21 protein-coding genes are annotated in these 21,904 nt (G+C 70.7%); 12 read left to right on the top strand and 9 right to left on the bottom strand.

Annotation, left to right across the window (positions count from 1 at the left end; translation table 11 throughout):
• Positions 1-47 precede the first annotated feature (47 nt).
• Entirely contained in the window at positions 48-1,073 is a 1,026-nt protein-coding gene (locus QMG86_RS18135) for a glycoside hydrolase family 113 protein (RefSeq protein WP_281873516.1), read from the top strand.
• Positions 1,074-1,114: 41 nt separating this feature from the next.
• On the opposite strand, the gene QMG86_RS18130 is transcribed toward QMG86_RS18135, so the two are convergent.
• Complete coding sequence (locus QMG86_RS18130) at positions 1,115-1,435, bottom strand: ArsR/SmtB family transcription factor (protein WP_281873515.1); 321 nt, start codon at positions 1,433-1,435, stop codon at positions 1,115-1,117.
• A 405-nt stretch (positions 1,436-1,840) separates the two neighbouring features.
• Entirely contained in the window at positions 1,841-1,972 is a 132-nt protein-coding gene (locus tag QMG86_RS18125) for a hypothetical protein (RefSeq protein ID WP_281873513.1), read from the bottom strand.
• A gap of 148 nt (positions 1,973-2,120) precedes the next feature.
• On the opposite strand from QMG86_RS18125, the gene QMG86_RS18120 reads away from it, so the two are divergent.
• The 3 genes from QMG86_RS18120 (at position 2,121) to QMG86_RS18110 (ending at position 4,610) form a co-directional block, all read left to right on the top strand.
• Entirely contained in the window at positions 2,121-3,056 is a 936-nt protein-coding gene (locus QMG86_RS18120; RefSeq protein WP_281873511.1) for a CorA family divalent cation transporter, read from the top strand.
• 135 nt (positions 3,057-3,191) lie between these two features.
• On the top strand, positions 3,192-3,560 hold the full coding sequence (locus tag QMG86_RS18115) for a nuclear transport factor 2 family protein (RefSeq protein WP_281873509.1): 369 nt from the start codon (positions 3,192-3,194) through the stop codon (positions 3,558-3,560).
• A 147-nt stretch (positions 3,561-3,707) separates the two neighbouring features.
• Positions 3,708-4,610: a S1C family serine protease gene (locus QMG86_RS18110; RefSeq protein WP_281881008.1), complete on the top strand. Its 903-nt coding sequence runs from the start codon at positions 3,708-3,710 to the stop codon at positions 4,608-4,610.
• A 6-nt stretch (positions 4,611-4,616) separates the two neighbouring features.
• Here QMG86_RS18110 and QMG86_RS18105 read toward each other — a convergent pair whose 3' ends face one another.
• Positions 4,617-5,294 (bottom strand): TVP38/TMEM64 family protein, encoded by a 678-nt coding sequence (locus QMG86_RS18105; protein WP_281881006.1) that lies wholly within the window; start codon positions 5,292-5,294, stop codon positions 4,617-4,619.
• Positions 5,295-5,539: 245 nt separating this feature from the next.
• Between QMG86_RS18105 and QMG86_RS18100 the strand changes: the two genes are divergently transcribed.
• From QMG86_RS18100 to meaB, 3 genes are read left to right on the top strand one after another with little or no spacing between them, the layout of a single operon-like run.
• On the top strand, positions 5,540-7,396 hold the full coding sequence (locus QMG86_RS18100; protein ID WP_281873507.1) for a methylmalonyl-CoA mutase family protein: 1,857 nt from the start codon (positions 5,540-5,542) through the stop codon (positions 7,394-7,396).
• Positions 7,396-9,675 carry a methylmalonyl-CoA mutase gene (gene scpA, locus QMG86_RS18095; RefSeq protein WP_281873505.1) on the top strand — a complete coding sequence of 760 codons (2,280 nt, stop codon included), beginning with the start codon at positions 7,396-7,398 and terminating at the stop codon, positions 9,673-9,675. The genes QMG86_RS18100 and scpA overlap by 1 nt, the downstream gene beginning before the upstream one ends.
• A complete protein-coding gene (gene meaB, locus QMG86_RS18090; RefSeq protein ID WP_281873504.1) occupies positions 9,672-10,715 on the top strand; it encodes a methylmalonyl Co-A mutase-associated GTPase MeaB in 1,044 nt (347 codons plus the stop codon). The genes scpA and meaB overlap by 4 nt, the downstream gene beginning before the upstream one ends.
• A gap of 146 nt (positions 10,716-10,861) precedes the next feature.
• Here meaB and QMG86_RS18085 read toward each other — a convergent pair whose 3' ends face one another.
• The 3 genes from QMG86_RS18085 to QMG86_RS18075 all read right to left on the bottom strand — a co-directional run bounded on the left by QMG86_RS18085 (position 10,862) and on the right by QMG86_RS18075 (position 14,152).
• The gene (locus tag QMG86_RS18085) at positions 10,862-11,767 is read right to left on the bottom strand and encodes an endonuclease/exonuclease/phosphatase family protein (RefSeq protein ID WP_281873503.1); all 906 of its coding nucleotides are present in this window, start codon (positions 11,765-11,767) and stop codon (positions 10,862-10,864) included.
• A gap of 451 nt (positions 11,768-12,218) precedes the next feature.
• On the bottom strand, positions 12,219-13,103 hold the full coding sequence (locus tag QMG86_RS18080) for an amidohydrolase family protein (RefSeq protein ID WP_281873501.1): 885 nt from the start codon (positions 13,101-13,103) through the stop codon (positions 12,219-12,221).
• Positions 13,100-14,152, bottom strand: a complete 1,053-nt coding sequence (locus QMG86_RS18075; RefSeq protein ID WP_281873499.1) for a nucleoside hydrolase — start codon at positions 14,150-14,152, stop codon at positions 13,100-13,102. The genes QMG86_RS18080 and QMG86_RS18075 overlap by 4 nt, the downstream gene beginning before the upstream one ends.
• Before the next feature lie 117 nt (positions 14,153-14,269).
• Here QMG86_RS18075 and QMG86_RS18070 point away from each other — a divergent pair, with 117 nt between their 5' ends.
• Complete coding sequence (locus tag QMG86_RS18070) at positions 14,270-14,845, top strand: TetR/AcrR family transcriptional regulator (protein WP_281873498.1); 576 nt, start codon at positions 14,270-14,272, stop codon at positions 14,843-14,845.
• A 75-nt stretch (positions 14,846-14,920) separates the two neighbouring features.
• Here QMG86_RS18070 and QMG86_RS18065 read toward each other — a convergent pair whose 3' ends face one another.
• Positions 14,921-16,261 (bottom strand): CoA transferase, encoded by a 1,341-nt coding sequence (locus QMG86_RS18065; RefSeq protein ID WP_281873497.1) that lies wholly within the window; start codon positions 16,259-16,261, stop codon positions 14,921-14,923.
• Positions 16,262-16,806: 545 nt separating this feature from the next.
• Here QMG86_RS18065 and QMG86_RS18060 point away from each other — a divergent pair.
• Positions 16,807-17,349, top strand: a complete 543-nt coding sequence (locus QMG86_RS18060) for a hypothetical protein (RefSeq protein ID WP_281873496.1) — start codon at positions 16,807-16,809, stop codon at positions 17,347-17,349.
• Between the two features lie 66 nt (positions 17,350-17,415).
• Positions 17,416-18,285 carry a serine hydrolase gene (locus QMG86_RS18055; protein ID WP_281873494.1) on the top strand — a complete coding sequence of 290 codons (870 nt, stop codon included), beginning with the start codon at positions 17,416-17,418 and terminating at the stop codon, positions 18,283-18,285.
• Here the strand turns inward: QMG86_RS18055 and QMG86_RS18050 are convergent.
• Positions 18,270-19,220, bottom strand: a complete 951-nt coding sequence (locus tag QMG86_RS18050; protein ID WP_281873492.1) for a LysR family transcriptional regulator — start codon at positions 19,218-19,220, stop codon at positions 18,270-18,272. The two genes, QMG86_RS18055 and QMG86_RS18050, sit on opposite strands and share 16 nt — an antisense overlap.
• Before the next feature lie 83 nt (positions 19,221-19,303).
• On the opposite strand from QMG86_RS18050, the gene QMG86_RS18045 reads away from it, so the two are divergent.
• Complete coding sequence (locus tag QMG86_RS18045; RefSeq protein ID WP_281873491.1) at positions 19,304-20,284, top strand: MBL fold metallo-hydrolase; 981 nt, start codon at positions 19,304-19,306, stop codon at positions 20,282-20,284.
• A gap of 431 nt (positions 20,285-20,715) precedes the next feature.
• Positions 20,716-21,474, top strand: a complete 759-nt coding sequence (locus QMG86_RS18040; protein ID WP_281873489.1) for a thioesterase II family protein — start codon at positions 20,716-20,718, stop codon at positions 21,472-21,474.
• 15 nt (positions 21,475-21,489) lie between these two features.
• Here QMG86_RS18040 and QMG86_RS18035 read toward each other — a convergent pair whose 3' ends face one another.
• On the bottom strand, positions 21,490-21,879 hold the full coding sequence (locus QMG86_RS18035) for a DUF2784 domain-containing protein (protein WP_281873488.1): 390 nt from the start codon (positions 21,877-21,879) through the stop codon (positions 21,490-21,492).
• Positions 21,880-21,904 lie beyond the last annotated feature (25 nt).

Below are 21,904 nucleotides of genomic sequence, written 5' to 3'. Positions count from 1 at the left end.
TATAAGATACGACACGTACTCTATCTCATTATGGAAGGGCGGAGTCGATGCGCGCCAAAGGCATCAGCTACGAGACTGGTTTCGTTCATGACGGACGATTCTCCCGCGTTCAGTTCGACCCCAAAACAGTGGCCAGCGAACTGAGCGTCATCCGCGACGACCTGCACTGCAACGCGGTTCGCGTCATCGGGGGCGATCCGGGACGGCTGGAACTCGCGGCTGCCATCGCCGCCGATCTCGGCCTCGAGATATGGTTCTCGCCGTACCCTCTTGATTCGACTGTGGCGGAGATGCTGGCCCTGTTCGCGGATTGCGCCGAGCGGGCCGAGCGGATCCGGCGGCGCGGAGCCGAAGTGGTCTTCGTGACCGGCGCCGAGCTGAGCCTGATGCACTCCGGGTTCCTCCCGGGCGACAGCATCGACGAACGCGTGCGGTGGCTGACCGCCCGGCCGGATGACCTGGGCGAATCCGTCGTCGAGGCGAGCAGGCGCGTGAACGACTTCCTCGACAAGGCCGTGATGACCGTTCGCGAGCGTTTCGGCGGCCCGGTCACCTACGCGTCCGTCCCGCTCGAGCGCGTCGATTGGACGCCGTTCGACATCGTGTCGGTGGACCTGTACCGGACGGCCGAGATCGCCGACCGATTCGGTGCGGGCGTTCGTACCTTCGCCACCGGGGGAAAGCCGCTCGCGATCACCGAGTTCGGTGCGGCGACCTTCGCGGGCGCGGGTGATCTCGGAGCGCACGGCCTGCAGATCGTCGAATACGACGACACCCGCGGGCCACTCCGGTTGAACGGCGAGTACGCGCGCGACGAGGCCGGGCAGGCGCGGTATCTGCGCGAGCTGCTGGAGATCTTCGACGCCGAGGGTGTCGACAGCGCATTCGTCTTCGTCCTCGCGCTCTACGACCATGTGCACCGCCCCGGCGGCGACCCGCGCGACGATCTGGACCTGGCCAGCTACGGCGTGGTCAAGGTGCTCGAAGACCGTACCGGCGACACCTACCCCGATCTCCCCTGGGAGCCCAAGGCCGCGTTCGACGCCCTCGCCGACTATTACCGGAGTCGGTGAGCCGCACCAGGAATCGGCGATCGCGGCGGAGTGCGGCCGGGTCAGTCGTGGTGGGCGCGGTGGTGGCGGAAGGCCAGGCGGACGAGGTCGGCGATGTCCGGGTCGGCGATCGCGTAGACGTGCCGTCTGCCGTCCTTGTGGGCGTGGACCAGACCGGCGAGTTTCAGTTTGGCCAGGTGCTGGCTGACGGCGGGCACGGACTGGCCGACGGCGGAGGCGAGGGAGCCGACGTCGCGCTCGCCCTGCGCGAGGAGCCAGAGAATCTGCAGGCGCGCGGTGGCCGCGAGCATGCCGAAAACGGCCGCCGCGTCCTGTAATCGGTCCGCCGGGATGGGGCCCGGCGGCTCGCCCTGCTGGGTCACGTCCGCCTCCATAGCTGTCGGTAGGGTGACACGGCCGTGTCCGGCTGTGCAACCATGTGGCCGCCGGTGACCGGCCCGCGCGGCATCGGGCCGAAAACCGCTGTCCTGCACGCGCGTCCGGCTCGTTTCGTGCCGCGAGATTTCCACCGGGTGGCGCGCTGTCGAATACTTGCGCAACTGATTGACGTACCCCGATCGGCGGGTTTCTAATGATGGATGGCGCAATTCGTGCGCCGGTCGACCAACGAAGCGAGGTGAGCGGCAGATGCCGGATGACAATATCGACATCTACAGCCGGGCCACCCTCGAGAAACGGGTTGCGCCGCCGCGTCGTTGATCCGCGTGTGTGATCGGCGACCGGGCAACGGCGCCCTGATCGGCCGACGGCACGTATTTCCACCTTCGTTATTTCGACGCGTAAGGCCGCGCGTGCGGGTTCGACCGATGCGTGGTCTTGTCCGCGCCGATGGTCTCGTCGCGGATCGACGCCGCCCCGCCCGTGTGCGCCTCCTCTGTCCAGGAGGGGTGCGCCACCACCCGCACGATAGTAAGTATTGGAGCCCCCGCTATGGCCACACTGCCCGAGAAAGACGAAACATCCTCTCGCCCACCGGGCCCGGAGCACAAGCCGACCGGCTTTCGCTCGGACTCGCCCGTGCGACCCTTCTCCGGGCAGCGGTAGTCGATGACGACCTTTCTCAGCGCCGTGACCGCCGATCACTTCGACACGGAAGTGCTTCAGCAGCATTGGATTCCCCTCGCCGCCGACGACGCCGACACCGCGGCAGTGCTCCGGGAACGGCTCGGCATCGACTTCACCGCCGCGCACAACCAGGTCTGGGAGGCGGGCAACTTCCTCTATCTGCCGGTGGTCGCCAACTATCAGCTCGGCGAGACCATCGAACGGGCGACGATCGTCTTCGCCCTGGGCGGGGAGTTCCTCGTGACGTTGCAGCCGTCCGAGCATTTCGTCCCGTTCGACAAGGCGGTCGCGAAGATGCGCCGCAACCCGGAACTCGCCGGCTCCGCGCACGGCGTGATGTACGCGCTGCTGTGGGCGCTGAACGAGGCGTCGGAGCGGGTGCTCCACCACACCGGTGACGCGCTGGAGGCGACGCACGAGGAAATCGAGCGCGCGATCTCCGCCCACGACCGGCGGGAGCGGGAGTTCGCGACTTCCGACGTGCGCGGCGCACTGTCGCGGATGAACGCGACCGAGCGAATCATCGCGCGCACCCGGGAGACGCAACTGCAATTGGCCCGCGCGGCACGCCACCTGCGGGCCGACGCACGGTCCGGTCGCGGCGAGCTGGACGGGGCGATCGGCGTGCTGCTCGCGGACATCGACGGGGTGGGACAGCGCGCGGGCGTGGCGTACGACAAGGTTCGGTACCGGCAGCAGTCCGCGCTGGCCGGGCTGGATGTCCGGCAGAACGAGATCGTCAAGGCGTTCGCCGTCACCGCGGCTGCTCTGCCACCCACGCTCATCGCCACCTGCTACGCCGTGGATCTGATTTCCGAGTTGTCCTGGCAGACCGGTCTTCTGGTGACCTGCCTGCTGACGCTTGCGGCGGCGCTGATTCCACTCGCCTACCTGAAGAACAAGGGCCTGCTGGGCTGAGTCCCTCGCTCCGGTCCGGCAATCATTACCTCGCGCGTAATCGACGCGGGGCGCGCGGCACGGCAAGGTTGGGGACAGCCGATCGGAGAACGCGATTCGGCTTGACGAAAAGCATTGCAGCACAGGAGGTTCAACATGTCGCGCTACGAGGAAGCGGTCGATCGGTACTTCGCCGCGTGGAACGCCACCGACGAGGACGCCAGGGCCGCCGCGGTCGCGGCCGCCTGGGCCGAGGACGGCGCGTACACCGATCCGCTCGCGGAGGTGAGCGGGCACGCCCAGCTGACGGCGGCCATCGGGGGCGTGCAGGCGCAGTTCCCCGGCTTCGAGTTCCGCCGCCTCGGCGCGGTCGACGGCCACCACGACATCGCCCGCTTCTCCTGGGAGCTGGTCTCGGCGGCCGACGGCAGCGCCCCGGTCGCGGGCTCGGACGTGATCACCCTCGGGTCCGACGGCCGGATCACGAGTGTGCACGGCTTTCTCGACCGGGTGCCGTCGGCCTAGCGGCCGGCCGGTCCGCGACAGCCCGGCGCACCGGAGCCCGTTTGCGCCTGCGGCGAACACGGTGCGTCGTGGGCGCCGCGGGGGCATCCTGGACGCAGTAGTGCGATTCTGGCGAACAGGGTGGTGGTCGGCGTGGACAACGCCGCGATGGATGCCTACTCCCGCACGGTGATCGCGGTGGCGGCGTCGGTGACGCCGCACGTTGCGAGTGTGCGGACCAGGCGGGGGAGCGGATCGGCGGTGGTCTTCACCGACGACGGATTCCTGCTCACCAACGCGCACGTCCTCGGCGCGGCGCGGGAGGGCGAGGTGGTCTTCGCCGACGGGGTGGAATCCCGATTCCAGGTGATCGGGGTGGATCCGCTGTCGGATCTGGCGGTGCTGCGCGCCCGCGACGGCGCGCCGGACGCGGTGCCGCTCGGGGACGCCGATCGATTGGTGGTCGGCCAGCTGGTGGTGGCGGTCGGCAGTCCGCTCGGTCTGGCGGGCTCGGTCACCGCGGGCGTGGTCAGCGCGCTCGGACGGGCGGTTCCGGTGGCGTCGCGCCGCGCCGGGCGGGTGATCGAAGACGTGATCCAAACCGATGCGGCGCTCAATCCGGGCAATTCCGGCGGTGCCCTGTCGGATTCGGCGGGCCGGGTGGTCGGCATCAACACCGCGGTCGCCGGGATCGGTCTCGGCCTGGCCATCCCGATCAACGCGACGACGCGCCGGATCATCGGCACGCTGCACACCGAGGGACGGGTGCGGCGCGCGTACCTGGGCCTGGTCGGCGTGCCCGCGCCGCTGCCCGAGCCGGTCGCCGCGCGGACCGGGCAGGCGGCCGGGGTGCGCATCGTGGAGGTGATCCGCGGCGGCCCCGCCGAGGAAGCGGGCCTGCGCCGCGGTGATCTGGTCCTGAGCGTGGCGCGGTCGGAAGTGCGGGACGCCCAGGGCATCCAGCGGCAGCTGTTCGCCGAGGCGATCGGCGTGCAGCTGCCCGTCACGGTGCTGCGCAACGGGGCGATGGTGGACGTGATCGCGGTTCCGGTGGAACTGGTGGCCGACTGAGCGTCGTCAGTCGGCGGCCCGGACGGGCTCGGGGATGCCCACCGGGGCGGGCGGTGCCGTCCTCCAGCGTGCGTCGACGACCAGACCCGCCAGGCCGATGGCCAGGCAGACGCCGGACAGCGCCAGCATCGCCGGATGGGTCGTGCCGGTGAGCGCGTCGCCGAGAACGACGGTGCCGATCGTGCCGGGCAGCACGCCGAGCACCGTGGCGATGAGGTAGGGCCAGAACCGGATCGAGGACAGCCCGCAACAGTAATTGATCACCGAGAACGGCACCGCCGCGATGAGCCGGAGTGAGCCGACCGCCAGCCAGCCCCGGCGCGCGAGACGCTCATCGATCGCGCGCACCGCGGGATGGGTGAGCCGGGCGGCGACCTGCTCGCGGTCCAGTGCGCGCACGAGCAGGATCGCCAGCACCGCGCTCACGGTCGTCGCACTCACCGCCAGCGTGATGCCCAGCAGCGGGCCGAACAGCAGCCCCGCGCTGACGGTGAAAACGGTGCGGGGAATCGGCGCCACCGTCACCAGAGCGTGCACCACGAAGAACACCAGCGGGAAGACCGGGCCGACCGACGTCGCCCACTCCTGCACCTGGCGGGGAGAGGGCAGCGGAATCAGCAGGGCCGTGCCGAACAAGGCCACCGCGCCGACGAGCAGCGCGACGAAACGCGGGTCACGGATCAGCCTGGCCGAGACGCCGCCGCGCCTGCGCTCGGCTGCCTCGGGCCCCTCGGTGCTGCGGTCGATCACCGCGACAGGTTACCGGTTGGTAGTGGCGGGCAGGGTCAACGGCTGGGAATGCGCCCGCTAGCATCAGTGGAAGCGGGACGAATGCCCGTTAACCGAAGTAGTCGCTGAGCTGGGCGAATGTGAGGGTATCGGGCGCGCACTGGCGGTGCGCCCGTGGTGAGGAAGAGGAACAGCAAGCTATGCCGATTGCTTCAGATCCCGGGGCCGACCCGGTGCCCGAATACGGTGCATGGCGCAAGGGCGTTGCCGGGGTGCTGGCGAAGACTCGCCGCGTCGAGGTCAGCGAACTTCCCGAGGAGCCCGAGCGACTGCTCGACGAGACCACCTATGACGGGCTGACCATCGCCCCGCTCTACACTCGGCGCGACGAGCTGCCGGAACAGCCGCTGCCGGGAACCTTTCCCTTCGTGCGTGGCCGGGACGCCACCCGGGACGTGCACCGGGGCTGGTTCGTCAGCGCGCAGGTCGCCCAGCGCGACGCCGCCGCGGCCAACCGGGAGATCCTGGCCGGACTGGAGAACGGGATCAGCGCCGTCTGGCTCGGCGCGGGCGAACGCGGTGTGCCGGTGCCGGACCTGCCCGCCGCGCTGAACGGCCTGCTGTTCGAATTGGCCCCGCTCACGCTGGATGCGGGCGGCGACGTCGCCGACGCGGCCGCGCAAGTGTTCGCGGTGCTCGACGGCTACGCCGCACCGGCTCGCGAGGACATCTGGATCGCCTTGGGTGCCGCCCCCTTGACCAGCCGTTTCGCCGATCTGTCCGATATCGGTCTCACCGAGGCGGTCGCGCTGGCCGGACGGGCGGCGGGGCGGCCGGAAACAGTTCGCGCGATCACCGTGGACGGCACCGTCTTCCACGACGCGGGCGCGTCCGACACCCAGGAACTGGGCGCGGCCGTCGCCGCGGGCCTGGCCTACCTGCGGTCGCTGACCGAGAGCCTGGATCTCGCCGACGCGCTGAGCCAGCTGGAATTCCGTTTCGCGGCCACCGACGACCAGTTCGCCACCATCGCGAAGTTCCGCGCCGCCAGGCAGCTGTGGGCTCGGGTCGCGCAGGTCTGCGGCGCACCGGATTTCGGCGGCGCGCCGCAGCACGCCGTCACCTCGGCCGCCATGATGAGTCAGCGCGATCCCTGGGTGAACATGCTGCGCACCACGCTCGCCGCCTTCGGCGCGGGCATCGGGGGCGCCGACACCGTGACCGTGCTGCCGTTCGACTCCGCCCTGCCGCCCGGCGAACTCGGCGTCTCGAAGTCGTTCGCCGACCGCATGGCCCGCAACACCCAGCTGCTGCTGCTCGAGGAATCGCATCTCGGCCACGTGCTGGACCCGGGTGCGGGCTCCTGGTACGTCGAGGACCTCACCGCCGCGCTGGCGGCGAAGGCGTGGGAATTCCTCCAGGAGATCGAGGCGGCGGGTGGTTACCTCGCCGCGCTGGAGTCCGGGCTGCTCGCCGAGCGCGTCGCCGAGACGAAGACCGCCCGCGACGCCGATGTCGCGCACCGCAAGACGGCCGTCACCGGCGTGAACGAATTCCCGAACCTGGCCGAGCAGCCGCTCTCGGAGGCGGCGCGTCAGTCCGGACGGGTCGCCCGCTACGGCGCCGCGTTCGAGGAGCTGCGCAACCGCTCCGACGCCTACCTCGCCGCACACGGGACGCGGCCGAAAGCGCTGCTGGTGCCGCTCGGCTCGGTGGCCGAGCACAACGTCCGGGTCACCTTCATCGCGAACCTGCTGGCTTCCGGCGGCATCGAGTCGATCAATCCCGGACCGCTCACGGTCGACGCGATCGCCGCGACGGCCACCGACGCCGGGGCGCCGATCGCGGTGCTGTGCGGATCGGATACGCGCTACGGATCCGAAGCCGGTGCGGCGGTGGAGCGACTGCGTGCCGCGGGCGTGGCGACGGTGCTGCTGGCCGGCTCGGCGAAAGCCGTCGCCGATCTGGACGACGCGCAGCGCCCGGACGGATTCCTCGCCGCGCGCATCGACGCCGTCGCCGCGCTGTCCGGCCTGCTGGAGAAGGTGGGAGCCTGATGACTACTCGTGAGATCAAGCACGTGATCGGCAGTTTCGCCGACGTGCCGCTGGCCGAGCGGGCGCCGGAGCCCGCCGCCGTCGACGCGGCGCAGGTGACGGAGTATCTGCGCGCGGCCGCGGCGGCCAACCGGTACGCACCCGAGCAGCTGGTGTGGTCGACGCCCGAAGGCATCGACGTGCCGCCGGTGTTCACCAAGGCGGATCGGGACGCGGTCGCGGCCGAAGGGTATCCGCTGGACAGCGTGCCCGGCGTCGCGCCGTTCGTGCGCGGGCCGTACCCCACGATGTACGTCAACCAGCCGTGGACCATCCGCCAGTACGCCGGCTTCTCCACCGCCGCGGATTCGAACGCCTTCTACCGGCGCAATCTGCAGGCGGGCCAGAAGGGCCTGTCGGTCGCGTTCGACCTGGCGACCCACCGCGGCTACGACTCCGATCATCCGCGGGTGCAAGGTGACGTCGGCATGGCGGGCGTGGCCATCGACTCCATCCTGGACATGCGCCAGCTGTTCGACCACATCCCGCTGGACCAGGTCAGCGTCTCGATGACGATGAACGGCGCGGTGCTGCCGATCCTGGCGCTGTACGTCGTCGCCGCCGAGGAGCAGGGTGTCGCGCCCGAGCAGCTGGCCGGAACCATTCAGAACGACATTCTGAAGGAGTTCATGGTCCGCAACACCTACATCTACCCGCCGAAGCCCTCGATGCGGATCATCTCCGACATCTTCGCCTACACCAGCGCGAAGATGCCGAAGTTCAACTCGATCTCCATCTCCGGCTACCACATCCAGGAGGCCGGCGCGACCGCCGACCTGGAGCTGGCCTACACCCTCGCCGACGGCGTCGAGTACATCCGCGCCGGCATCGACGCGGGCATGGAGGTCGACAAGTTCGCGCCGCGGCTGTCGTTCTTCTGGGCGATCGGCATGAATTTCTTCATGGAGGTCGCCAAGCTGCGCGCGGGGCGTCTGCTGTGGAGCGAGCTGGTCGCGAAGTTCAACCCGAAGAGCGCGAAATCGCTGTCGCTGCGCACCCACTCGCAGACCTCCGGTTGGTCGCTGACCGCGCAGGACGCCTACAACAACGTCGCGCGCACCTGCATCGAGGCGATGGCCGCCACCCAGGGCCACACGCAGTCGCTGCACACCAACGCGCTCGACGAGGCGCTGGCGCTGCCCACGGACTTCTCCGCGCGCATCGCCCGCAACACCCAGCTGCTGATCCAGCAGGAGTCCAACACCACCCGCCCGATCGACCCGTGGGGCGGCTCCTACTACGTCGAGTGGCTGACCCACCAGCTGGCCAACCGCGCCCGCGCGCACATCGCCGAGGTCGAGGCGCACGGCGGCATGGCGCAGGCGATCGGCGAGGGCATCCCGAAACTGCGCATCGAGGAAGCCGCGGCGCGCACCCAGGCGCGCATCGACACCGGCCAGCAGCCGGTGATCGGCGTCAACAAGTACCAGGTCGAGGAGGACCAGCAGGTCGAGGTCCTCAAGGTCGAGAACTCGCGGGTGCGCGCCGAGCAGATCGAGAAGCTGCAACGCCTGCGCGCCGAGCGCGACCCCGACGCGGTGCGCCGGGCGCTGGCCGAATTGACCCGTGCGGCGGCCTCTTCCGAGGGCGGCATGGCGAACAACCTGCTCGCGCTGGCCATCGACGCGGCCAGGGCCAAGGCCACCGTCGGCGAGATCTCCGACGCGCTGGAGCAGGTGTACGGACGGCACCAGGCGGAGATCCGTACGCTCTCCGGTGTGTACCGCGACGAGGCAGGGAAGGTCACCAACATCACCAAGGCGAGCGAACTGGTCGAAGAATTCGCCGAGGCCGAGGGCCGCAGGCCGCGCATCCTCGTCGCGAAGATGGGTCAGGACGGCCACGACCGGGGCCAGAAGGTGATCGCCACGGCCTTCGCCGACCTCGGCTTCGACGTCGACGTGGGCCCGCTGTTCCAGACCCCGGAAGAGGTGGCGCAGCAGGCGGCCGACAACGACGTGCACGTCGTCGGTGTGTCGTCGCTGGCGGCGGGCCACCTCACGCTGGTGCCCGCCCTGCGGCAGGCGCTGGCCGATGTCGGGCGTCCCGACATCATGGTCATCGTCGGCGGCGTGATCCCGCCCGGTGACTTCGACGAGCTCTATCAGGCGGGCGCGGCGGCGATCTTCCCGCCCGGAACGGTGATCGCGGACGCGGCGATCGACCTGCTGAAGAAGCTCGGCGCCGAACTCGGCCACGAACTCGGCAGCGGCGCCGCGGATTCCGCCGCGACGGAATGAGCGAAGCGGGTTCCGCGGCGCGTGCCACCCCTGCGGCGGCCGCGCGCCGGACCGTCGACGTCGACGCCCTCGCCGCGGCGGTCCGCGCCAACGAGCGGGCCGCCCTGGCGCGGGCGATCACGTTGGTCGAGTCGACCAGGGCCGATCACCGGGCGCTGGCGCAGCGACTGCTGCTGAAGGTTTCGCCGGAGGCGGGCGCGGGCAGCGCGCCCTCCAACCGCGTCGGCATCACGGGCGTTCCTGGCGTCGGCAAGTCGACCTTCATCGACGCGCTGGGCATGTACCTGATCGGGCAGGGGCACCGCGTCGCGGTGCTGGCGGTGGACCCGTCCTCGACCAGAACCGGCGGCTCGATCCTCGGCGACAAGACCAGGATGGCGCGGCTGTCGGTGCAACGCGACGCCTACATCCGGCCTTCGCCCACGGCGGGCACGCTCGGCGGCGTGGCCAAGGCGACGCGCGAGACCATCGTGCTGCTGGAAGCGGCGGGCTACGACGTCATCCTCGTGGAGACCGTCGGGGTGGGGCAATCGGAGGTCACCGTCGCGAACATGGTCGACGTGTTCTGCTTCCTGACCCTGGCCCGGACCGGTGATCAGCTGCAAGGCATCAAGAAAGGCGTGCTCGAACTCGCCGACCTGGTCGCGGTGAACAAGGCCGACGGCAAACACGAGGTCGAGGCCCGGTCCGCCGCGAGGGAACTCGCGGGTGCGCTGCGCCTGATCCATCCGCACGACGCGCTGTGGCGTCCGCCGGTGCTGACCATGAGCGGTCTGGAAGGCGTCGGGCTGGACCGGTTCTGGGACACGGTGCTCGAGCACCGCCGCGTGCTCACCGACGCCGGCGAGTTCGCCGAGAAGCGCCGTCGGCAGCAGGTCGACTGGACCTGGACCATGGTGCACGACCAGCTGCTGCGCAGGCTGGCGGACAACCCGCAGGTGAAAGCCATTCGGGCGCAGGTAGAGAAGCAGGTTCGCGACGGCACCCTCACCGCCGCGCTCGCCGCCGAGGAACTGCTGCGCGCCTTCGACGGACGCTGATGCGGGCGTCACCGCCGCAGGCGAACGCCGCGCCGTGCGGCAGCGTGCTCGCGGGCCTCGCCGCGCCCGCCGGACACTTCGACTCTTCGCGAAGCGTTCGAGCAGCGGGCCCGCGGCGGTTTCGGATCCGGTCGGCCCGCTGCGCCTTACTGCTGCTCGCGGTGCAAACCGACCTGCGCTACCAGCGCGCGGTGATCCGCTCCCGGGAGGCTTACGGTCTCCGCCGCGACCGCGTGACCGGCCGCGACGAGGATGTGGTCGATGCCGACGAGAGGTGGCCAGCGCTTGTCGGTCGGATAGGTGACCAGATGTCCTGCCCCGGCCTGCTCGGCGGCGTCGGCGAAGCGGCCGGAGAGCAGCGCGCGGAACTGCCGGTGATCGTAGGTCGCGTTGAAGTCTCCGCCCACGATCGCCGGTCGATCGGCGGGTGATCGTTCGAGAATCGTCCGCAGGCGGGACAATTCGTCGGCCCAGACCTGCGTGCCGTACACCGGCGGCACCGGATGGAAGGCGTAGACCGCGACCGGCCCGATGCCCGGGATGTCGGTGGTCGCCGAGAGCTGGTTCAGCACGTAGCCGTCGTACTCGGCGGTCTCCGACAAGGGATGGCGGCTCCAGATGCCGGTGCCGGCCGCCGTCCTCCCCGGGGAGAGGTACCGGTACGGCAGCAACCGGTCGATGCCCGCCCGGCCGAGATCCTCGATCGCCGCGGGCGTGAGTTCCTCGACGGTGAGCACGGTGACGTCTCGCGCGCGCAGCTGCTCGATCAGCGCCGCCGGATCGGCTCCGTCGAAGAGCAGATTGGCCTGCATCACCGTGATCGTTGGTCCGTGCTCGTGGCCGGAGTGCCCGACGTACAGCGGCGCTTGGGTCCAGATCCCGGTCGCCAGGACGACGACCGCCACCGCCACACCGCGCCACCGCCGCATCGCGAGGAAAGTCACCGCCGCGACCAGCGCGGAGCCCATCAGATACGGCGCCCCCGAAGCCGCCAGCACCAGCACCCGAGCCGAGGAGCCGGTGTAGTGCAAGGTGACGCCGATGGCTGCCACGAGGACCGCAATCCATGCGAGCAGATACACCCCGGCTCGAACCGGTTTCGACAGCGCGCGCGAATACACCGGCCGCACATTACATGCGACGGTCGGGCGGGTGTTCCGGCCGGTGAGCCGCTCCGAGGCGGTGGGTGGTGTCGCGGCCGGACCTGCGCCCGGGGCGCGAAAATGCCCGCGCACCGCGGTGCTGGTCGCTCAGGCCGTGCCCGGGTGCGTCGTCTGGTCGTCAGGGGAACCGCCGGCTCGACCGTGCCGGGGTGGCCGGTGGCGCGACCCCGCGCGAAACGCCGGATTCGGACTGCGCGCGATCGTCCAGGGCTTGCGCGGATCAGATCACGTTCTGCGAGGCCGATATGGAGGATCTCGTGGGAGCGCTGCTCGTGCGAGCCGGAGCGGTTGGCGCAACGGTGCGCGCGGTTCGGAGTCGAGGCATCCCGAACCGGACCGGTCACCGGAGGCCGAACAGCTCCGCGGCGTTGTCGTGGCAGACCCGGCGCAACCAGTCGTCACCGAGATCGAGTCGTTCGAGCGCTTCGATCGAATGACCATAAGAGTGGGGAATGTTCGGGAAGTCGCTGCCGAACAGGATGCGGTCGGCGAAGGCTTGCAGCCGGTCGTGCTCGTGCGCCGGAAACGGGGCGTCGGCCTCGGAGAAATCGGTCCACACCATCGTGGTGTCCAGCCGCACCTCGGGGTATTCCTCGGCGAGATCGAGGAATTCGGAGTATTCGGGCGTGCCCATGTGCGCGACTATCAGGCGCAGCCGCGGAAAGCGCCGCAGCACACCGGCGATCGGCTCCGGGCCGGTGTACGTTCCGGTCGCCGGGCCGGAACCGCAATGGATGACGATCGGAACGCGCGCGTCCTCCAGCAGGCCCCATACCGGGTCCAGCAGCGGGTCGCCCGGATGGTAGCCGCCGACTTGAACATGCGCCTTGAAGACGCGGGCTCCACGCTCGACGGCCTCCCGGACATAGTCCGCCGCCTGCGGCTCGGGGAAGAACGTGGCGGTGTGCAGGCAGTCCGGGGTGCGGGCGGCGAAATCGGCGGTCCATTCGTTGAGCCACGCGGCCATGTCCGGTTTGTGGGGATACACCAGAGCGGTGAACGCGCGAACACCGAAGTCCCGCAAGGTCTTCAACCGCACCTGCGCGTCGGCGCGGTAGGTGATCGGCCAGCTGCGGCCGATCAGCGGTCCGGCCGCGTCGAAGTACGCCCACACTTTCCGCATCACCTGGTCGGGCATGAAATGGGTGTGGACGTCGATGATGCCGGCCAGCCCGAGCCCGGCACGGAAGGCGGACAGATAGGTCGCGTCGTCGGCGCCGGTCACCGGGCCTCCTGTGCCACGGGCGGGTGCACGGCTCGCGCGAAGTCGCCGACCCGGGTGATCAGTCGTTCGAAGAACAGCTCGGGGTCGGTGCCGATCACGATGTCGGCATTCGGTTCCCGCCCCCACATGCCCGCCCAGTCCGCGACCGTGGTCGCGCGGGTGATGGTGCCCGCCAACTCCACGTCCACCGTCGCCGGGCGGGTGCGGGCCAGCGCCGGGTCCAGCGCGACCGCGGCCGCGAACGGATCGTGCATGTGGGCCAGGTAGCCCAGGTCGTAGGCGTGATGGAAATCGAAATAGAACCGCACGGCATCGGTGACATGCCGGACGATCGGATTGCCGGCGCCCGAGCGGGTTCCGGGCGGATCGTCCGGCGAGACGACCTCCACCGGGAAGCTTTTCGCCCGCTCGGCCAGGCGCGCCAGATGCTCCGGCCGCATCTCGATGGTCTCGGTGATGTCCAGCGCGCAGACGATCGGCCTGCGTTGTGCGGGTGCGGCGGCGAACGCGTCGAAGACTTCCTTGGCGGCCTCCGGGTCGACGTGCACGTTCCATTCGTTGGTCGGCGTGGTGTTGCCCGGATGATTGAATGCCCCGCCCATGATGACCAAACGCTTCAGCAGCAGCGGCAGCTCCGGTTCGATCCGCAGGGCGAGGGCGAGATTGGTCAGCGGTCCGGTGCACAGCCCGACGATCTCGCCGGGATGCGCGCGCACCAGCTCGGCCCACATCCGCGCGGCCGATCGCGCGGAGAGACGGCGTGCCGACGTGGGGAGCTCGGCGTATCCGATGCCCTGGGGTCCGTGCGTGTCCTCCGTGGTGCGCAGCGGGATGGCCAAGGGATCCGCGGCGCCGAGCGCCACTTCGATCTCCGGTGCGCGGCAGACGTCCAGCCAGGCGAGGTTGTTCGCCGCTACCTGTGCTGCCGCGACGTTGCCCGCCGTGGCGGCGATGCCCGCGATCTCGGCCTCGGGCGAGCCGAGCAGGTACAGCAGCGCGAGGGAGTCGTCGATGCCGGTGTCGACGTCCAGGATGATCTTCTGCCGCACGGCACGAGACTAGCGAGCCGGGATGCCGGGGCGACGGCGAGGTGCCGATAGCTCGGTGGTCGCAGCGTGTAGGACATACGTCTAGTACATTTGTCTGAGACGTTGTAGCCTGTGGTCATGGGAAATCGCGAGGATCTGCTGGCGGGGGCACGGAAAGTGATCGTCGAGCGTGGCATCGCCAAGGCGACCGCCCGCGACATCGCCTCGGCGGCGGGCGTGAGCCTGGCGGCGATCGGGTACCACTTCGGCTCCAAGGATCAGCTGATCACCGAGGCCCTGGCCGACTCCCTCGGTACCGCGATCGGCGACAGCATGGAGGCGAAGATCCGCGAGGGCAGCGGTGTCGCGCCGCTGGCGGCGTTCGCCGCGATGTGGAACGGCATGCCCGCGGTGTTCACCGACAACCGCGACAGCATGCTGGCGAGCCTGGAGAACCTGGTGCGCGTGGCGCGCTCGCCGGAGTCGCAGCGATTCTTCGCCCAGAGCCTGCCCGGCGCCTACCGGGACATGGCGGACGCGCTGCGGCAAGCGCATCCCCGGCTGAGTGACGACCAGGCGGAGGCGATCGCCGAACTGTATTTCGTGCTCGTACAGGGTCTCGGCGTCTTGCAGACCGTCGCTCCGGAGGCGGACCTCCCGGACGGCGACCGCCTGGCGCAGGCGGTCGCCGCGCTCGCCGGGACCGAAGGTTAGTGCTCGCTCGACAGCTCACCGGGGGATGAAGCGCGGGACGCCGCTGGGGATTCTCCCGGCGTCCCGGCGTGACGGTCAGTGCGTCGGCAGGGGCCAGGCCGGACGGTCCGCGCCGTAGGCGGGCGCGGGCCAGGCGTAGTCCGGGTACTCGGCGAGCACGGGCGGCGCGGTGACGACCTGGCCGTGGCGGACCGCCTGCGCCGGGCTCGGCGCCGCGGCCTTGCCGTGCCGTGGTGTGCGGTCCGGCGCGTCGAGCAGCCAGGAGGCGGTACGGGCCAGAGCCACCCGCACGTCCCGCCCGACGCCGTCGCCGGCGCGCGCGACCAGGGCATCGATCACGCCCGCGGCGAGGAGGTAACCCGACGCGTGATCCAGTGCCTGCGCGGGCAATGCCCCCGGCACGGACGGCGCACCCTCGATGGTCGATATGCCGGACGCGGCCTGCACGATGCTGTCGAAGCCGCGGCGCTCACCCCACGGACCGGCTTCACCCCATGCGGACACCCGCCCGTGGATCAGCCCGGGACGGGCGGCCGCCCGCACTCCCGCGCGTTCGAGCGCGCCCGGCCGGTACCCGGTGATCAGCACGTCGGCGGCGGCGACCAGATCATCGATGCCGCGGGTGCGGAGGTCTACCAAGGTCGATCGTTTGCCCTGACAGGTGTCGGCGAATTGCCAGGGGATCTCGGGCAGCTGCGGCGGGTCGACGCGCAGCACCTCGGCGCCGAGCAACGCCAGCGCCCGCGTCGCGACCGGTCCCGCGATCACCCTGGTCAGATCGAGAACGCGCAGTCCCCGCAGCGGCTGCAGTGGCGTCGCGCCCGCGGGCAATCCGGTCTCTCCGCGATCGGCGCGGTCGTCGATCGCGACCAACGGACCGGACGCCGCGGCCTGGCCCTCCGGGCTGGCGGCCCATTCCTCCTCGGTGCGGACTCGGACGGCGATGGCGCCCTGCGCGGCGGCCCGCTCCTCCAGGTCGGAGGCGCGGATCATGGCCATCTGGGCGACGAGGAGATCGACCGGCGCGGAGTCGGGCAGGCCGAGCGTGGCGAACAGCCGGGCCCGGTGGTGCGGATAGTTCGCGTGCGTGCGAACCCATCCGTCGAAGGTGGGGAAGAATCCGGAGAGGTCGGCGAACGGTGTCGGCCCGCGGCCGGCGATACTCAACAGGCGCTCGCTGGAGAAGGCCGCGGTGATGCGAGCCGGATCGAGGCGGTGTGCCACCGGGTGGAGACCGCGCGCGGTCCGCATGCGATTCGCGGCGGCGGTCAGGGCCGCGACCGAACCGGCGGCCAGCGCCCAGACCGGTAATGTCGCGGCGAGATTGCTACCCGGATCGGGCGCGGGGGAGATGCGCGAGGCGGTGACACCGATACCGGCCTCGTAGTCCTGGACGAGCCGTGCGTGCGTGTTCACTCGCTTCAGCCTAGTTGCCGGCCTGGAGAAGTCGGGTGTCGTGGTCCCTGCGGAACGGTCCGCGGCTGCGGGCCGTGTGGCCGTCCCCCGACGTCACCTGCGCCGATTCGGCGCGGAGCGAAGCGCGGACCGCGCGCGGGCACGCCAGGGCTCGCCGCGGCGGGCGATCGCGGGCCGGAGATCGCGTTCGTCCGGATCGGTCGATCGCGGGCGCTCGGGCGGTGACCGCGCGAGCGTGGAGCCGTCGCGCGGAGATTGCGGATGAAGTGCTGACGATCCCGCCCCGATTCGGCCTGTCACGAAGGACGATCCGGGGCGTCGCATCCGAGTATCCCGGAGCGCGAAATTATCTGCCCGAGCAGCCTTCTCGCCAGTGAGGACAGTGCCGCGCGCTCGACCCGAGAAATTGGCGAGGATGTCCTCGTGCTGCACCGCAGCGATCGGCGCGGATTCGATGGCCAGGTCCGCCGCGTGCGGACGGCGGCGCAGAGCATGGCCGGCCGCACTGGAACACCGGGCGGCACGATATGTGAGGTCGAACGACGATGACCGACGTCTACCCCGGAAGCGCGGAATACACGGTGCCCGTGACCCGGACGAAGAAGGACCGGGCAGCGCGGGAGCGCGTTCCGGTCTTCGGTATCGACATGCAGCCGCGCGCCGCTCTGCTGCCGGACCGGGTTCGCCGCGCCCCGATCACACACGACTACGAGTTGCTGGCGGTGCAGGACGCCCAGAACGCCGGGTACCTGCGCGAGGTCCAGGACCTCGCCGCCGAGCGCGCGTCACTCGGAACGGCCGGTCACGACCAGGCGACGCGACTGCGCGTGGACCGGCTCGAGGCCGCCCTCGTTGCGGCCACCGCGGACGCGGCCGCCGCCGGAGTCGCGGCCGAGGACGTCGATCGGGCGGTGGAATACGGCCGCGCGGGCGCCTACTGGGCCGACCGTCCCGCGCACCGCTATCTCGGCCGCATCGCCCAGTTGACCGACGAAATGTACTCTCGCCTGGACGAATTGGCCGACTACCGGCGGCGGGTGGCCGAACTCGAACAGCGGCTCGCGCAGACCGGTCCCGGCGAGTCCTGAACCGCCTGGATCCGTCCGGGCGACCCCGGTGCCGCCCGCGCCGCCAGGGCCGGGGATGCTGCATCGGTGCAGGAGATCTTCCGGGCGGTGGGCGTCGAGGGGTGGATCCATGCCCGCTGTGTCGACTGCGGCGCCGAGGCGGGCGCTCGGGCCGACGAGCCGGTGGTGCTGGCCTCGGTGGTGAAGGTGCCGCTGGTCCTGGAGTTCGCCAGGCAAGTGGCGGCGGGACAACTGGACCCGACCGACCGGGTGCGAGCCGGGGCGGCGGATCGGCTGGGCGGCGTCGGCACCGCGGGTTGCGCCGACGACGTGGAGCTCAGCCTGCGCGACGCGGCGTATCTCGCGCTCACCGTCAGTGACAACACCGCCGCCGACCTGCTGTTCGACCGCGTGGGGCTGGACAACGTGCGCTCCCTGCTGCGCGAACTGGGTCTCGCCGCCACCCGGGTCGTTGGTCCGCCGCGCGCGATCGTGCAATCCATGGCCGAGGACATCGGCGCCGCCGACGCGGCCGAGTTCGCCCGCCGGTTCCCCGCGCTGAGCGCCGGGCAGGTGCTGCGCACCCGGGCGCTGGATCCGCGGCGCACCACCGCGAGCACTCCGCGTGAGATGGTGCGGCTGCTCACCCTGATCGCCCGGGACCAGGCGGGTGCGCCCGAGGCGTGCCGGTGGGTCCGTGACCTGATGCGCCAGCAGGTGAACTGGTATCGGCTCGCCGCCGCGTTCCCGCCGGAGGTGCAGGTCTGGGCGAAAACCGGGACGCTGCCCGGGGTACGCAACGAGATCGGCGTCGTCGAGTATCCGGACGGAAAGCGTTACGCCGTGGCGGTTTTCACCCGGGCGGCGACGCTGGTGCAGCGGCTGCCGGAGGTGGACCGCGCCATCGGCGCCGCCGCCGTCGAGGCGATCGACCGCATCGTTCACGGCGAGCCGTAGACGACGTTCCACGGCCGTTGTCGCGGTTCGGCGACCGTGCTCGGCCGGGACGCGCCGTCGCCCTGCACGACCGTCACGACCAGTTCGGCCAGTTCGCGCACCAGCGGATGCGCCCCGCCCACCGGCCAGGCCAGCGACAGCCGATGGCTCAGTGCTCCCTCCGGCAGCGGACGCCAGACCACGCGTGGTTCTTTCTGCGCCACCATGCCCTGGTCGAAGGCCACCCCGCGGCCGGAGAGCACCATCCCGAGGACGAATTCCGGATTGCGCGCGTGCTGTACCGAGGTCGGGCGAAAACCGTGTTCCCAGCACCGGCGCAGCGTGGCGTCGTAGAGTCCCGGCGCGGCGGCCCGCGGGAAGATCACCAAGCCGTGCCCGGCCAGGTCGGCCAGTGCGAGGGCCGACCGTGCGGCCAGCGGCGAATCGCGCGGCAGCACCACGCCGAGCGGGGTCTCCACCACCGGCCCGAGTTCGAGGCCGACCACGTCGACCGGGTGTTGCAGCAACCCGGCGTCGAGCTGCCGGTCGGCGAGCAGCCGGACCTGCTCGGCGGTGGTCAGCTCCTGCAGATCGACCCGGACGTCCCTGGTCTCGAACGCGGTGAGCAGCGCGGCGAGCACTCGCCCGGCCAGTTCGGGCGGCACACCGATTCGCACGGCGTCCATCTCGCCGCGATGCGCCTTGGCGACCAGCGTTCGCGTCCGTTCCCAGCGGGCGAGCAGGTCCCTCGACTCCGCGAGCAGGATCTGCCCGGCCTCGGTGAGCTCGACCCGGCGGCTGTCGCGGTCGAACAGCCGCGCGCCGAGGTCGGTCTCGAGTCGGCGGATGCGCTGGCTCAGCGGCGGCTGGGCGATGCCGAGGCGTTCGGCGGCCCGTCCGAAATGCAATTCCTCCGCGACGGCGACGAAGTACCGGAGCTGACGCAGCTGGTCCATGCTGCGACGATATCCGTTCCGATATCGCCGACCGCGAACTGCGGTCTTGGACAGGGACGCCGCGCGTATGGTGTGGTGCCCGCATGAGAGGTTTCGGACGGCGGGAATTCTTCGGCGCGACCGCGGGTGCGGCCGCACTTACAGGTCTAGTTGCTTGCAGCACAAAGGATTCCGCGAACGAGAAGGCGGCGGCACCGGTGTCGGCGGGTGGGTCGTCCGGCGGGGTGACGCTGCGGTGGTGGGGGAACAACAGCTGGGAGATCCGCCTGCCCGGAGGCAAGGTCGTACTCATCGATCCGTGGCTGACCAGGTTCCATACCGGAACCTACACCGCCGAGGGCGCGGACCCGCAGACACCGATCACGGTGGACACCGCGCTGATCGACCGCTACGTCGACAGCGGCGAACTGCGGGCCGATCACATCCTGGTCACCCACGGCCACTACGACCATCTCGCCGACGTGCCGTACCTGGCGAAGAAGACGGGAGCGACGGTGCTCGGCACCGAGACGCACCTGAACCTGATGGCCGCGCTCGGCGCCCCCGAACAGCAGCTCGCGTTGGCCACCGGCGGCGAGTTCCTCCGCTTCGACGGGTACACCATCCGGGTGCTGCGTTCGCTGCACTCCGCGTCGGGGCCGCGCGCCACGGTGGCTTTCGCGGGCACCCGGCCCGGCCTCGGGACGGGAAATCTGCCGCAGCCGAGAGTGATTCGCGATCTGGTCGAGGGTGGCACGCTCGCCTACGAGGTGAGCGGCGGTGGGGTGAGTGTGCTGGACTTCGGCGGCTCGAACTACATCGAGTCGGAAGTGGCGGGATTACGCCCGGATGTGCTGCTGCTGCCCGCCGGAGGCGGCAAGATCCAGGATTACGTCGCGCGCCTGCTGCGCGCCACCGGGAACCCGCGCTACGTGCTGCCCACCCATTGGGACGACTTCGATCACCCGCTCACCGAACCCGCTCGCGACTGGGGCGGCCTCGAGCCGCTGCGGGCGGCGGTGGCCGCGGCCGCTCCGCACAGCACCTTCGTCACCGTGGATCATCTCCAGACCTTCACGCCTTGACCGGTCCCGGTGCGCGCGCACCGATCGTTCGGTGGCGCTGTGCGCTCGGAGTGCAGCGAACCCATGCTGCGCATCCCGATTCGGCCCTGTAACGCCCGGTCCATCCACCGGCCGGGAGCTACGAATCCGATGCGGACGCGCGTTTCGGCTCGACTGAGCCGCCGAGCAGGAACCCGCCCCATCGGACCGGGCCGGTTACGAGCCCTGGACATCCGGGACGAGCGCCGACCGCGTTCGCTCGCCCGCAACCGGCCGCGAATCATCGGCGGGTTGCGCCGTCGAGAGTTCATCGCCGCCGCGTCGACCCGGCCACATCGTCGCGACTGATGTGCGAGGGCTGAGGCGGTCGCCCGGACCTGGCGACCGCGGCCGACTACCGTGGTCTGGTCCGCCCTGCGCGGCGGGACGGCGGCGGCGAAGGGAGAGTGGACGTGGCAGGCGGCATCACCGACTCGGCGTGGTTGCGGACGTTGCGATCCGAGGCGGTCGTGCGGCACCACTTGCTGTGCTTTCCGCCCGGCGGAGGATCGGCGACGGCCTTTCGGGACCTCGCGCAGCGGTTCGGGGCGGGCGTCGCGGTGTTCGCGGTGCAGTACCCGGGGCGGCAGGACCGGGTGGGCGAGGATCTGATCGCCGACCTGGTGACACTGGCGGACCGGATCGCCCGCGAGGTGCTCGCGCAGGGCCCGCTGGAGCGGCTGTCGTTGTTCGGGCACAGCATGGGCGCGACCGTGGCGTTCGAGACCGCCCGCCGGCTCGAGCGTGCCGGGCAACCGGTGGCCACGCTGTTCGTCTCCGGCCGTCCCGCACCGGAATTCGAGGAGACGCAACGGCTGCACCTGGCTTCCGACGACGACCTCATCGATGACCTGGTGCGGCTGGCCTCGGATCCCGCTCCGCTCGAACTGCTGCGCGCCGAGCCGGGCCTCGCCGAACTGGTGCTGCCCGCCGTGCGTGCCGATTACCAAGCGGTCGAGACCTATCGCCACCGAGCCGGGGAGCCGCTGCGCGCCGATATCGCGGCGCTGGTCGGCACGGAGGACCCGACGATGCGACCGGAGCAGGCCGAGGGATGGCGCGCGCACACCAGCGGCGGATTCGATCGGGCCACGTTCCCCGGCGGGCATTTCTACCTCGACGAGCGCGGCGCGGAGGTCGCCGGTTTCGTCGCGCGCCACCTTGGCGTCTGACGGATCCGCGGCGGGTCAGTGCGGCGCGTGCACACCGGCGGCCGGGGCGTTCCGTCGGCGCACCGCCCACGCATAACCGATCCAGGACGCCACCACCACCGCTGCCGCCAGCGCCCGTACCAATCCGAGCGCGTCCTCGGGGTAGATCACGCCGGTGAGGTAGTGGTCGATGAACCCGGTCGACGGTAGCCGCTGCTGCCCGGCGCGCTCGCGCGCCCAATTCTCCAGATACGTGAGCGGGCAGTCGAAGCCGACCACGATCGTGCCGAAACCCCAGCAGACCGCGAGCAGGTGCAGCCAGATGGTGCGCGGGAAGCGCCACGCCAGGAACCCGCCGACCACCACGTAGGCCACGAAGGCGAAATGCGTGACGGCGGTGGCGTCGGCCGTCAGCCGGTAGAGCACGCTTCCAGAGTAGCCTTCCGGCGCG

Origin of the sequence: Nocardia sputorum, assembly GCF_027924405.1 — a bacterium.
GTDB lineage: Bacteria > Actinomycetota > Actinomycetes > Mycobacteriales > Mycobacteriaceae > Nocardia > Nocardia sputorum.
Note: the sequence above shows the minus strand (reverse complement) of the source record. Positions and strands in the feature narration are given on the sequence as shown.